We start from the raw sequence: 13,980 nt of genomic DNA on the forward strand, positions 1-13,980 counted from the left end.
CCTTCGTGATCTGGGAGCCAGGGGGAGATTTTATCCCTGCCCCTAGCACTCCAGTAAGGTCTGGATTCGTGAGCACAGCCAGCAAGTCAAGTCCAATGGCCGTGACGTTTCTATTCTTCCCTTGTTTCTGCCGATTCGACACATTCATTGGTCAAACAAGGACCAGGGTTCGCGCTCCTGACCCTGTCGCACCACGACGAGCCAGAGACGACCACGATACTCGGGATGGATCACAGGAAAAGCCAGGACCCGTGGCTGCGATAGACACGACTATAGGTATCCCACACGTCTTTGGCTTTTTCTCGTGCTCGCTTGCTCCGAGCTGTCTTCCAGGCTTTGCGTTCTTGTCCTGCTGCGTCTCGCAGTTTGTTACCTTTCTTCGAAAAGCCATGACACAATTATGTCCAGAATGCTTTTTGACGTTAAAAATTGGGCGAATGCAGTAAAAGCATAAAAGCGAGTAAATCACCAGAAGAAGTTACGAGACTATCGAGTTGACACAGGCCGACAAACAGCCTTTTACTGTATATACCCACAAGGGTATATCAAAATAAGAGAGGTATACATATCAATGTCTATTGATTTAAATAGAGACAACAGTTTCGGCATTCGTGAAATCGAGCACCCTGTTGAGTCCACAAGAATCTTTATACGGACAGCAGGCAGATTAGATGTAGACGAAGTGCTTATTATGATCCATGGTGGCCCTGGTTTATCCTATCGTTACCTGCTTGGCTTAGAGCAATTGGTCAGTCCTCAACTCACCGTTGTAAACTACGATCAGAGAGGAACCGGTCGTTCTCCCATTCTGGGAGTGCAGGGAGAAGAAGCACAGGCTGAGAACTTTACGTCGATAACCTATGCACAGGACCTGGAAGCAGTCCGTTCGGCGATCGCCCAGGAGAAAAAGGTCCATATCCTCGGCCATTCGTGGGGAGGATTGGTAGCAATGCACTATGCTATTCAGTATCCAGAGCATGTTCGTTCATTACTGCTGCTCAATAGTGTTCCTCCAACAGTGGCTGGACTCTATGCAGGGTTTGAACGCTTTGAGGCACGTCTCAAAGATTTCCAACAGAAAGGCATCATACCAACAGAGTTGTCTGCAGATCATTTAGAACGTCTCAAACAGATTCTTCCCGTCTATTTATCCAAGACCAACCCTCCGTTCGATCTTCCCAGTTTTGCTGATACCTTTGATCATACCCCAACAGTAGGAGACCAAACCTGGAAAGCCATGGGCGACTTTGACCTGAGTGCGCAAACGGCAACCTTGAAGCTCCCACTACACATCTTCTATGGGGAGGATGACCCATTTGGAAGAGCGTGGGCAGATGAGACACGGGCAGCTTTTTCCAGCGCGATGATCGATTTTCAGATGATCCCGGATTGCGGGCACTTCGGCTGGCTAGAGTGTCCTGAGATCTTCTTTCACGCGCTTCAAAACTTCCTTGAACAGCACAAAGTAAACGGCTATTGATCTCGCGAGTAAGAACGAAAGACGCAATCCAGCGTGCGCAGTACATTGGCAAAGGAGAGCGTTGTGGTGTTGGAGCCGTTCTTTGGCCCTGGTGAGTTCCTCTGTCAAATGTTGTTAATTGACAAATAAAAATTCGGTTTGACTAGCGAATATCGGCTCTTGGACATTTTAAGTGTGTCTGCTTGCTAGGAAAAGAGGCAGAGCGTCTCTGAGAGATCATGTCCTTAATTATGTTCCAGCGAGCTCATTCTTCCTGTCGCTTGTACTGTTGAAGAACGTGGAACAAGGCATCTTCGTCAACTGAGCATACAACGCTGGAGCAAGCGAAAGCTGATGAGCCATATAGTCAACAACGGCTTTGGGTATGTCGTGTTTGGCAGCAGGAAAACGCCCTTCAAGTTGAAAACATTTCAGCAACAGAGCAAAACCAAGACGGGTCGCACCCGTTTTATTTCCAAGCACTTCCAACTCGGCAGGAAGCAGGATAAAATGCTCAATGAGTTCTTCGATATCCCAGGATCGTTTCATCGATGCCAATCCCCCCCTTGCATAATGAGCATATGTTGCCTGAACTATACGTGAAGCAGTCATGCTAGCGCAAGCGCCAAGGAGTCAAAGGGACTTTTACCCTATGGCCCTTGAGTATGAACAGACCGGAATACGGTTCTGACGCAAAGTTAGTGGTAAGCCCAACAATGAAAGTAGAGAAACGCTCTTCCCGGCGAATGATCTTGTGAGGTGTAAATAGGGAAATTCCATGAGGTAATTTTGGCAATTATCCGAGGTAATCGCGAGAAGAAATAACGCGCTTGGTTCCTTAGATAATTCTCAAAAAAGTACCTCATGGAATTTCCCTATTTACACCATTCCAGCTCAATGTGCGGCGAACCTATGCGTCAATCGTGGCAGAGGTTTTTGACAAAGCACAATTCTTGTTGTTAATCTTCTTAGCACGCTGAGGAAAGAGCAACACACCAAGCGCCATAAGGGCAAACAAAGTACAGGTAAGCATCGCTCTGCTAACAGCAAGTCCGCCGTGGTCGATTGGCTTGTCAAAGAAATTGCCGACTACAGCGCCAAATGGTCTGGTAAGGATGAAGGCTACCCAGAACAGAATCGCTCCATTTATTACGCGGCGATGGTGAAGGAAAACGATACTTAGCAGCGCCAAGCCAAATACGAATGAGGAACCGACGTAACCAAGCCCAGCAGTATCGGCAAACCAATCACCCAATGCAGTTCCTAGCGTTTGCGAAAATGTTATGGTGAGCCAATAGAAGCATTCAGCACGTCGGTCTAAAATATCATCAGCGGAAATTCGCCCTAAAACTTTGCGCCACGTAATCAGAGATACGATAACAAGGCTTAATAGGAGCAGCGAACCGCCAGTGTAGCCAATCCCAAGAGAGCGGGTCACATAATCCGCAAGCGTTGTTCCAGCAGTCGTGGATGCGACTATCGTTCCCCAGTACAGGAAAGGATGAAATCGCTTCGTCATAATCTGCACGAAAGCCAGCAGGACAAATAAACCAGCTAGGATTGTTGTTGCCTTGAGATAACCCAACCCCATATCCATACTGACCAGATTGCCGCCAACCTCACCAAATGTAGTAGCCAAGATTTTGATCAGCCAGAAGCCAATGGTGGCTGTTGGCACTTTGCTATTAATGTATGTTTTGCTCATTTTTCCTCTTTTTTCGAATTGCCGTCGATGGTGATTTTGCTAATATCCACATCAATTGCCCTTATTAATGAAGATATTCGTAATGTACCTCCTTTTGTTTCTAATTTACTCAGAATCAAAAATGATATTCTCAAATAGAAGTAGAAGTACCAAAAGTAACTGGACCAGTGTGCAAGTTTTTTGTAACTCTTCAGTATCCAAATCTCGCGAAGCGCCGCAGGCGCTGAGGAGCCAAGGGAAGGAGCGGACCTGGATAGTTACAAGAAAATTATGAAATAACGGCTATGATGATGCGGGGAGCGTTATTGGAAAAAAGCGTGGAGGTGAGAGAACGCTGGGGGATAGTCGTCAACTTTTGGTCATGTAGCTTCATGTCCCCTGACTCGCTACATTCATCTCTGGGGTAAAGAGGTGTGGGTGGAAAACGGCAGAGCCGTTTTCCACCCACACCTCTTATACCGAAAGCCACAGGCGCGAAAACGTATGCCAACAAGCAGTGGTTTTAGTTGGCGGGGGCCAGAACTACCTCAGGCTCATCGGTTGATCGAAACAATAAATATCTCAATAATCGCCTGGAGCAAGACCATCGGGGAGTCAAGCAACGGTATTACCCCATGCATGGCTTCGGAAACTTCGATTCGGCTGCCCGTTTCTGTTCTGCTTTTGATGAATTGCGGAACTATCCTTCTCCCTCACTCCATCATGGGAGAACCAGCCACACTCTCCGAGCAGCGGCGAGCTTTCCTTGATCGGCTTATCGCTTTGAAAGAAGCCATGCGGGTCATTTCCTAACACAATACAGCAATCTCCATATGTACTGGTCCTTGATGAGCTTCTGTGCTCTCAGTTCTGACAGAACCCCTGACCATATTTAAATTGAGCGCTTGCGATCTCTCCAGTATGGTTCGCGCAACACGCGCCTCACAACCTTGCCAGTAGCATTTTTCGGTAGCGTTTCCATAAATTCTATAGTACGCGGCTTCTTATATGAGGCTAGGCGCTCTTTACAAAAGTCGATGAGTTCCTCCTCAGAAGAGGGGTAATCAGGCTTGCACACAACAAACGCCTTGACCGACTCACCCCAAATCTCATCGGGAATACCAATCACTGCGGCCTCCTGGACCGCAGGATGTTGATAGAGAACCTCCTCGACCTCACGCGGATAAATATTGAAACCACCACTAATAATCATGTCCGCTTTACGATCAACAAGGAAGACATAGCCTTGCTCATCAATATAACCCATATCCCTGGTATGTACCCAGCCATTGCGTAGCGTCGCGTTCGTAAGTTCGGGTGATTTCCAGTAACCCACCATCGCTTGATTCGTGGAGACAGTGATTTCTCCGATCGTTCCCTGAGGCACCTCTTGCCCATCTTCATCGACAATGCGCAATGCGACACCTGGTACCGGACGCCCACAGGAAAACAGGCGTTCCTGTCTCAGAGGATCATCGCCCAGGTGGTCCTGAGCTTCGAGGAGTGTCAGGATAAGCGGAGCTTCTGTCTGGCCGTAGTATTGGATAAACTTGGGACCCCAAAGCTCCAGACCACGGCGCAAGACTTCACGTGGCATGGGAGATGCACCATAAATAATACGCTTCACGGAGTTCAAGCTGTATTGCACGACGCGCGCATGGGAGAGCAACATCACGATCATTGTTGGTACAAGGTTCAATGTGGTTGCACGCAAGCGCTCAACTGTCGCCAGATATTCTTCTGGCTGAAAACCAGGAAGGATCGCATTGGCAGCACCTCTGAGCCAGTGTGGCAACACTAGCGTCCCCGAAGCATGCGTCAGGGGAGCTGCATGCAGCATTATGTCATCCTGCTCAATGGGTAACGATGTCAAGATATTGGTTGCGATGGCAACCCAGGTCCCCTGGCTATGAATGGCAGCCTTCAACGTTCCTGTCGTGCCCGAGGTGTATTGAATGGTGGCATAGTCCTCTTCGCGCAACAACACTGGTGGCTCATCAATGCTGGCACCAGTAACAACATCTGCTACGGACTGGATCCAGGAAGAATGCGGGTGTCCATTCATCTGACAAAAATATTGGACGGTCGTTACTTGTGGGCGGAGCGCTTCCACCCGCTCGGCAAACTCCTCACTGAACAGGAGAGCCTTCGTCTCCGTTTCTTGGAGCATGTGGCGATGTTCAGTTTCGGAGAGACGCGTGTTCAGAGGGACACGCACCAATCCGGCTTGTAAAATAGCAAAGTCGATCTCGATACTCTGTACCGAGTTCGCGAGCAGGAAAGCCACACGATCCCCTTTGCGCAGCCCTAATGCTATCAGTCCATTGGACAGAGCGTTCGCATGGTGATAGACTTCGGCAAAGGTAAGGCGCTGCTCACCATATATCACTGCGATACGATGAGGATAAGCGTTTGCTCCACGACGAATGAAATCTCTTACATTCATAAGTTACCTACTCACTTGCTTCATTGCATGTACGGGCGTTCAAAGAACAATAGCACAATTACGTTTATCACGCTTTTTATTTGTACACGATTGCTGAGTATCCTGTCAAATAGCAATGTAAGACAAAGGCTCCAGAGTACACAGAGTTCGTCATCACTGGCTAGTGCAGGTTCAAAAAATCTCTTGTGTAAAGAGAGGAATGGCTGCTAGAATGAGAGCATGAAAAGAGCATCTCTGAGAGGGTTGCTGGCAACATTATCAAGGAAAAATGCATGCAAGAAGCGAATGAGTAGCATTCACCTTAGGTGAAATGCTTGTAGCTAATCCACACCTCTCCGACTACTTTCATCGATTGAGTTTCTTACCGCCGGGTTCTGTAGAAATGGCTGATGGTGCCAGCCATGCGGTCCTCTCGAAGGTCCGAGGGAAGTTTTCAATCCATCCCATAGACCAGAACTCTATCAAGGGTCATCTTGGCAATAGCGTTTGAAGTTTCAAGACAAAAATTTTATTTAGAGCGGTACGCATAAGCTTTGAACCAAAGAGTAGGCTAGAGAGATGAAAGCCTATTCAACCGACTTACGAGAACGAGTGGTACGGGCTGGTTTGCTCACTGTGGGTATCTCGCCCGCGAGAGAGAAGTTCTCTTTACGGAAGCACAACAGTTTGAGGCTCAAGCCTTTTGATTACTGCTGTAAGAAGGTGTGCAGAATGACACCAGTTAGGGAGCGGCGCGAGCCAGCCTGGCCACCATCAGTTTACTCATCGCGAGAGAGATCAATGCCTCGCTACTCGAATAGGTGCCCTCATAATCGCGGGAGAGCCGACGGTTCTGGGTGATCCAGGCATTGGTGCGTTCCACTACCCATCGGTGGGGAAGGAGGTGGAAACCTGGGGGAATGATCGCATTCCAGTCGACTTCCTCCCCTTCTTTCACCCAGACGGCGCGAATGCCGGTCCAGGGATGATTCACCACCTCCACACGTACCCCCAGGTGCTCTTTGACCCACTGCTCTCGCGTGGTGGCCTGCATACCCGCTATCGACCCAGATCAGCTGGAGACGAGGCAGCGCTCCTTTCAGAGGCAGAAGCAGAACCTTGCCTCCTTCCCGCTCATCGATGTGAGCGTTCAGCACTTTCACCGCGATCACCAGCCCCTGGGTGTCAACCAGCACAAACCGTTTTCTGCCGTGGATTTTTTTTCCCGCCATCAAACCCGCGCTCATCACCGCGCACCGAACTCGTTTTGATCGATTGACTATCGAGAATGGCGGCACTCGGTTCAGGATCGCGCCCAAGGCTTACGCGCAGATCACGTCGCAGGGCTGCATTCACGTGTTCCCAGACGCCTGCCTGTTTCCACAGGCGGAAAGAGAGATACACCGTGCTCCAATGCGGCAAATCATGGGGCATCATGCGCCAGGCACACGCACTCCGCAGCACATACAAGATGCCATTGAGGATTTCCCGCCGCGCAATTTCCTGCGGACGTCCGCCTGGCTTCTCTCCTGGAATCAACGGCTCCAGAATCTCCCATTCTTCGTCTGTTACATCTGATGGATACGGCATCCGCAGAGAGTGAGTACTTTCCCATCATCCCGCTCCTTTCGATAGCTTTGCTCGGCTTTTTTCTCTCCTTTCTCTTTTCTATCGGCTAGTTTTCGGCTTTCTGCACACCTTCTAAGAACTCCTTTTCCCATTTTCTGTCTCGCTCCTCTGTCTGATCTCGCAACTCATTCGCCAAGATATATGGGAAATGCGCCAGGAAATGCCTGAAAACGGTCGCTTTTCTGGCTCATTTTGACCTTTACCATAGAGACCGGGTCGGCACCAGTTTCTCCGACCTACGCCTCTGACACCGCTTCTTGTGCTTGCATGTGTAGCGATGGAATTCTAAGATGAAGAGGCAATTATTCCCGTCATGATTGCCTCATGCGAGGAGGATCGGAGGCTAGCCTTTGCTCACACCTTCAAATGAAAAACCGAGGACCAAGGATCTGTTGCCCCGAAGATCGAAGGTGCGTTTGTCTGTGTCCTGGTCCAAGAGAGGAGAGGCTCTTATTCTATGGCTTTCTTTAACGACAACCCTCAGCAAGAAAACACCACCCAACGTCCCCCTGAAGAGGCCGAGTTTGTCGATCGTTTTCGCGCGATGATAGAGGGAAGCACGGATATTTTTTGCATTCTCACGCTCAGAGGCGAGGTGCAAGAAATTTCCCCCAGTTGGCACAACTTTACCGGGCAAGAGGAGAACGAGTATCGAGGGAAGGGCTGGCTGGAGGCGTTCCATCCGGCTGATCAGCCGCAAGTCGAAGAAGCGCTGATCCAAACGGTCATCTCCGGGCGGAGCAGTGAACACACACGCCGGGTGCGCCGATATGATGGAAGCTACCGCCTGATACACTGGCGTCTGATCCCCGTGCGCAAGCCTTCGGGGGTTGTTTCTGAGCTGGTGGCCTATGGCATCGATGTCACCGAGCAGGAACTGGCGAAACAGATGAGTGAAGCAGAGATGCAGCTCGCCGTGAAAGCGTCCGGTGTGGGCCTGTGGGATTGGAATCTCCCGACCTGGCAATTTGTCTGCACGGATCAGATGGCGGTCCATCTTGGCATCTCTCCTGTTACTTCAGGGAGTGAGGAACAGTTCCTGGCGTGCGTGCATCCGGATGACCGCGACCAAATAGAGCGCGCGCATCGGCGTGCCCTGGCTGAGAAGGCGGAATTTGGTATCGAGCACCGCACGATCTGGCCTGATGGGAGCCTGCATTGGCTGATAGCCAGAGGACGAGGCATCTATGATCTCCGCGGCCAGCCGATCCATCTGATAGGAGTTGCCTTGGATGTGACGGAGCTGAAACAGGCGGAGGAGGCCCTGCGGGAGAGCGAGGCCCGGTTTCGTCATTTCATGGATTCCAATATCATCGCAATGGCGCTCGTTGACCTGGAGGGAACCGTTCATGAGGCCAACGATGCCTTGCTCAAGCTTGTGGGTTATACCCGGGAAGACCTGACAGCGGGACGGATGCAGTGGACGGCGATGACTCCCCCGGAATATCGGGCCCAAGACGCTCGGGTGATCGAAGAACTGCAGACAACCGGAGTGGCTCAGCCGTTTGAAAAAGAGTATGTGGCCAAAGACGGCACGCGCGTGCCGGTCTTGAACGGGGCGACGCTTCTGCGCCGGAGAGGCTCTTCTCCGCTGGCCATCACGTTTGTCTTAGATTTGACGGCCCGCAAAGAAGTGGAACGGCAAAAAGACCTCTTCCTTGGCATAACCAGCCACGAATTAAAAACACCGTTAACTGCCCTCAGAGGGACGCTTCAATTAGTCCAACGGCGCTTGAAACGGGTAGCCACGACGGCGGATAACTTCTCCCCAGAATGGAGCACCTTCGTCCAGGGACTCACGAAAAATCTGGAGGATTGTGCACGACAGGTCGATGCACAAACGCGCTTGATCAATGACCTGCTGGACATCTCGCGCATCACATCCAATACCCTGAAGCTCTCGCCGCAGCGCTGTGAACTTGGCAGCCTGGTGCGTGAAACGGTCGAGGATTTGCGGGTCACCGAGCCCGAACGCTCGCTCCTACTTGAAGTGCCAGAGGATACGCTGGTCCACGTGCTCGCTGATCGGGATCGCATCAGTCAGGTGGTGACCAATTATGTGACCAATGCGCTGCGCTATTCACCCCCCGACCAGCCGGTGCATATTGGTCTCACCGCCGAGAAGGGTGTTGCTCGTGTCTGGGTGCGCGATCGGGGGCCGGGCCTCTCGGCGGAAGCACAGAAAGAAATCTGGCAGCGTTTTCACCAGGTGAAAGGCGTACCCGTCCAGAATGGTTCGGGGAAAGGGTTGGGTCTGGGCTTATATATCTGCCAGATGCTCATCGCCGAACACCAGGGACAAGTCGGTGTGGAAAGTACATTAGGGGAAGGCTCCACCTTCTGGTTTACCTTGCCAGTCGTCCCATAAGAGGATTCATGGTCGCGGGCCTCGGCAGGAAGCTGATAGAGGGTGATCATTCCACCACCCCATAGGCATTAAGTTAAGAAAAGATGACAACAAAAAGCTCCTTGAAAGATGATGAAGATTGATCAAAACATCATACATCAAGCAAGGAGCTATCAGATGACCAGTGTATCACAACTTGAGCGCATATTGAAACACGTCTTGGAAGAGCGAGCCAATGCATTGGCAAAAGAAACTGGCTTCGTGAAACGAGAGCGCAAGCTCACAGGGGCCGATTTTGCCCAAATTTTGCTCTTTGGGCACTTGCACACCCCACAAGCAAGCCTGGATCAGTTGACCCAGGCAGCTCAGCTTCGTCAGGTGCAGATCAGCAGTTCGGGTCTGCATCAGCGTTGCACACAAGAGGCGGCAAGATTTTTGCAAGCGGTGCTTTCGGAATTGGTGGAACAGGTCGTGAGCGTGCAAGCGGCTCCCATTGCGCTCTTCAAGTCGTTCAAGCAGGTGATCGTTGAGGACAGTTCAACCATCATTCTGCCAGCCGCTCTCAAAGAGCTGTGGCCTGGATGTGGTGGAGGGGGTCAAGAAAGCAGTGAACGCACTCAGGCAGCGCTCAAACTACATGTGCGTTGGGATATCAAACACGGGCAACTCATGGGACCACGCTTGTCGGCAGGACGAGTACATGAATTACATGGTCCTTTGAGTCAAGAGCCGGTTCGCCCTGGCAGTTTGTACGTGGCAGACCGTGGCTACTGGAGCCTGGCTCACTTGCGTCAACTTCACGAGCAGAAGGTGCGCTTCTGCCAGCATCCAAAGGCCAACACGGTCTTTTGGGATCGAGAGGGCAAGCGGATTGAACTGGAGAGCATCTTGCCTCGCATGATTGGGCAGATCAAGGTGAAGCATGTCTACTTAGGAGCACAGAACCCCTTGCCCGTTCGCCTGCTGATGGTACGCGTTCCAGAAGAGGTGGTAGCACAACGACGCGAGCGCTTGGCGCAAGAGGCGACTGATAAAGGCCAGGCAGTGAGTCCTAAGCAATGGGAATTGGCTGCGTGGACACTCATTGTAACCAACGCTGCAGCCAAACATGTGGGACCAGCACAAGCCTTGGTGATCATGCGTGAACGCTGGGTGATCGAGCTGCTCTTCAAGCTTTGGAAAAGTCAGGGGCACATTGATGAGTGGCGATCGCAACATCCCTGGCGAGCGTTGTGTGAGCTGTATGCCAAACTGATGGCAGTTGTGGTCCAACATTGGCTCCTCTTGTTTGGGTGTTGGCAGGATCCTTGGCGCAGTTTGGTGAAAGCCTCCGCGGTGGTGCGATCTCTGGCCTTACAGGGATTGGAAGTGCTCGGTGGCTTCTGCCGTTTGCGCCTGCTGGTCGACCAACTCTCTCGAATGATGCAGTCGGGCTGTCGGGTCAATCCTCGCTCGACTGAACCCTGCTTGGCTCAGTTGCTTCTCGATGGTCTCGATTGGCTCTTAACTTAATGCCTATGGGGTGATCATTCCACCACCCCGCTTGTCCTACAAGTGGGGTAGTTTGCTATGTCTAAGCGTCAAAGTGTCATGAATGCACACTTTGGTCAGGATCTTAGCCCGACCTCAAAATCCGCTTAGCGCCAAATTATGCTTGCATAAAGTCGTGTTGCTCCAGAAGCGTTCTCTAAGAGATACGCGCCATTTTATACGAGATCGGAATTGTCACAGGGGCAGCCAGACATCCATGCCGGGCCTGCCCATCCTTCGTGATCTTCCAGGTCAATAGGAGCACAGGCAGACAAAACGATGGTTCTATCGAGCACCATCGCCGTAGGAGAACGCTTTTTCAGAGCCGGGATCATCCTTTGCCCCTGAGACGAGCAGTTCAGCGACCACTTGCAGCAGCGTTTCCAGTTCAAAAGGTTTCTGCAGCGTTCTGAGGTGCTTTTTGCCGCTGACTTCCTGTGGCGTATCCGCACTCATCAGAAGAATAGGGATGTGCTCAAGCTTTTCTCGGCTCCTCAGCCAGTCCGCCAGTTCCAGACCGTTCATTCCGGGGAGATGGTAATCCAGGAGCACTAACGCGGGGGCATCCGTTTGCAGGATACTTTGCGCCATCTCTCCACTGAGGACATGGGACGCCTCATAGGCTTCCTCCTCCTCCTCCTGGAGTGCTTCCAGCAGGAGATCGCCCAGGATGGGATCATCTTCGACAATGAGAATACGCTTGCGGCGAGTCCGTTCACGACCTGCCTGCGGGCTCTTACACATTTCTTTCCTCCTTCGTGTTTCTGAGACGCTTTTCCCGCGAAGCGGCAAGGGGGAACGTGATGTGAAAGGTGGATCCTTTTCCCCTCTCGCTTTCGACCCGAATCGTTCCCCCATGGTGCTTGACAATCTCCGAAACAATATACAAACCCATTCCGAGTCCTGGAAAGGCACGCTGCTGGAGAGGTACCGCCCGGTAGAATCGTTCAAAAATCCTCCCTTGCAGCTCTCGTGGGATCCCAATCCCCTGATCGCGTATACTGATCGTGACCGCCTCAGCCGAGGTGGTGAGTGTCACTTCGATCTGCGGAGCGTCTGGAGCATATTTGATCGCATTGCTGAGCACATTCAGAAACACTTGTGCGAGCCGATCTCGATCTCCGACCACAAAAACGGGTGGTGCGGCATGCTGGACCACAATGGTATGGGTCGTTTGTATGTGCTGAAGAACGTCCATGACTTCCTTTAGCATCGCATCCAGATCGACCATCTCGTGAGCATATTCCAGCTTCCCGGCCTGGATGCGCGAGAGGTCGAGTAACTCGTCGACCAGGCGGGTGATGGCATTGAGTTGTCCTTCCATGCGAGCACACACCACCTCCACATTGGACAGATCTTGTTTCCCGAGCTTCTTGCACAAAAGCTGGGTTTGCAGCTTCAAGGAGGCAAGGGGGGTCTTCAGTTCATGGCTGGCCATGCCCAAGAAGGCATCTTTGCGCTGATCCAACTCCTGGCGAGCAGAATTATCCAGCACAAAGCCAACCCCTTGCAGCACCTGATCATGAAAGGCGACGCCTCCCAGTAAGACGGGAAGGTGACTGCCGTCTTTACACACCAGTTCGGTTTCAAAAGGGGTCGTGCAGTGTTGCGCGACCACATCCTGGTAGACCTGGTGGGAAAAGGAGGCAGCGGGTGGGCGAGTCATGGTTGCCCAGCGCACATTCCGCTGCTGCAGGTCTTCTCGACGATAGCCGGTCATCTGGAGAAACGTGGCATTCGCATCCACAATCGCATCGTCTTCGGCGAGAAAGATCCCGATGATGCTAGAGTTCATCAGGAGGTTCACGCGTTCCTGGCTCAGGCGCAAGGCCTCTTCCGTCCGTTTCTGGTCATCGATATCCGTGCAGGTGCCAAACCACTTGACGATCTGGCGGGTGTCATCGCGCACCGGCATGGCGCGGACTAAGAACCAGCGATATCCCCCCGTTTGGCCCTCCTTGAGACGCTCATAGGGCTCACCTGTTTCGAGCGCCTGATGCCAGACCATCAGGGTGTGCTGATACTCGTCAGGATGCAAAAACTGACTCCATCCATCGCCCAATGCCTGTTCTGGGGAGGAGCCAGTATAGTCATACCACTGGCGATTCCAGTACTCAACCAGGCCATCTGACGACGTCGTCCACACGAGTTGTGGCACCGTTTCGGCCAACACGCGCCAGTTCTCCCGGCTTTCTTTGAGCTGCTGCTCCGCCCGTTTCTGGCCCTCGATGTCGGCACAGGTGCCAACATAGTTGAGGATGGTGCCCTGACTGTCTTTGTGCGATGTTGCTTGCAGAAGGAACCAGCGATAGGCTCCCGTCGTGCCCTGGCGCAGGCGCAGTTCCGCTTCATACGGCTCGCCAGTTTGGACGGCGTTCTGCCACACCAACAGGACGCGTTGCCGGTCATCGGGATGTGTATACTGCAACCACCCATCTCCCTGCTCCTGTTCGGTGCTCGTGCCGGTATAGTCGCGCCAGCGTTTGTTCGTGTAAGCAACCGAACCATCAGGTCGGATGAGCCAGACACATTGGGGAAGAGCATCAATCGCCGCATGCCACTCTTCCATTACCTTATACTTTGTTTCTTTGATTGTGGACACCATACTGTCATTTTCCCTTTCACGTACCTCATCCCTGACGAAGAATCTCTCCTGCCCCGATTGGGCAAGGGCATCATCCATCACGTCTCGCCAGCGTTTCTGCAGGAGAATGACCTCTGACCATCGAAGTATACTGGAAAAAAGAGGAGAAAATCAGGGCTAGAAAGAGGCATGATCAGGAAGCAGTGACAGGCACGAAAGTGTTGTCCACTGAAGCGCATGCGCAGGGGTACAGCTCATCAGGAGAACGATGCCCGCGCGACAAGGCGCAGAGGCCTCCTCCCGGTGTTGGGTCAAAGCGTTT

At 52.0% G+C, this 13,980-nt stretch carries 7 protein-coding genes and 3 pseudogenes; 4 read left to right on the forward strand and 6 right to left on the reverse strand.

All coding sequences use genetic code 11. The features are described 5' to 3' along the window. Positions 1-571 precede the first annotated feature (571 nt). The gene (locus KRAC_RS31415; protein ID WP_007914296.1) at positions 572-1,480 is read left to right on the forward strand and encodes an alpha/beta fold hydrolase; all 909 of its coding nucleotides are present in this window, start codon (positions 572-574) and stop codon (positions 1,478-1,480) included. Between the two features lie 300 nt (positions 1,481-1,780). On the opposite strand, the pseudogene KRAC_RS31420 reads toward KRAC_RS31415, so the two are convergent. Then, positions 1,781-2,008: pseudogene (locus tag KRAC_RS31420) on the reverse strand (DUF4158 domain-containing protein); the annotation flags it as partial. 361 nt (positions 2,009-2,369) lie between these two features. Then, the gene (locus KRAC_RS31425; protein ID WP_007914307.1) at positions 2,370-3,164 is read right to left on the reverse strand and encodes a COG4705 family protein; all 795 of its coding nucleotides are present in this window, start codon (positions 3,162-3,164) and stop codon (positions 2,370-2,372) included. Positions 3,165-3,682: 518 nt separating this feature from the next. On the opposite strand from KRAC_RS31425, the pseudogene KRAC_RS79820 reads away from it, so the two are divergent. Continuing rightward, a pseudogene (locus KRAC_RS79820) lies at positions 3,683-3,956 on the forward strand (DDE-type integrase/transposase/recombinase); the annotation flags it as partial. A 79-nt stretch (positions 3,957-4,035) separates the two neighbouring features. On the opposite strand, the gene KRAC_RS31435 reads toward KRAC_RS79820, so the two are convergent. Further along, positions 4,036-5,589, reverse strand: coding sequence for a class I adenylate-forming enzyme family protein (locus tag KRAC_RS31435; RefSeq protein ID WP_007914313.1), 1,554 nt, complete (start codon positions 5,587-5,589; stop codon positions 4,036-4,038). Between the two features lie 721 nt (positions 5,590-6,310). After that, positions 6,311-7,158: pseudogene (locus tag KRAC_RS69405) on the reverse strand (IS5 family transposase). Positions 7,159-7,654: 496 nt separating this feature from the next. On the opposite strand from KRAC_RS69405, the gene KRAC_RS31450 reads away from it, so the two are divergent. Continuing rightward, positions 7,655-9,565 carry a PAS domain-containing sensor histidine kinase gene (locus KRAC_RS31450; protein ID WP_007914316.1) on the forward strand — a complete coding sequence of 637 codons (1,911 nt, stop codon included), beginning with the start codon at positions 7,655-7,657 and terminating at the stop codon, positions 9,563-9,565. Positions 9,566-9,721: 156 nt separating this feature from the next. Further along, a complete protein-coding gene (locus tag KRAC_RS31455; RefSeq protein WP_007905872.1) occupies positions 9,722-11,056 on the forward strand; it encodes an IS4 family transposase in 1,335 nt (444 codons plus the stop codon). 303 nt (positions 11,057-11,359) lie between these two features. On the opposite strand, the gene KRAC_RS31460 is transcribed toward KRAC_RS31455, so the two are convergent. After that, positions 11,360-11,818, reverse strand: coding sequence for a response regulator (locus KRAC_RS31460; RefSeq protein WP_007914318.1), 459 nt, complete (start codon positions 11,816-11,818; stop codon positions 11,360-11,362). Continuing rightward, a complete protein-coding gene (locus KRAC_RS31465) occupies positions 11,811-13,757 on the reverse strand; it encodes a PAS domain S-box protein (protein ID WP_007914320.1) in 1,947 nt (648 codons plus the stop codon). The genes KRAC_RS31460 and KRAC_RS31465 overlap by 8 nt, the downstream gene beginning before the upstream one ends. Positions 13,758-13,980 lie beyond the last annotated feature (223 nt).

This window comes from Ktedonobacter racemifer DSM 44963 (genome assembly GCF_000178855.1).
Classification (GTDB): Bacteria; Chloroflexota; Ktedonobacteria; order Ktedonobacterales; family Ktedonobacteraceae; genus Ktedonobacter; species Ktedonobacter racemifer.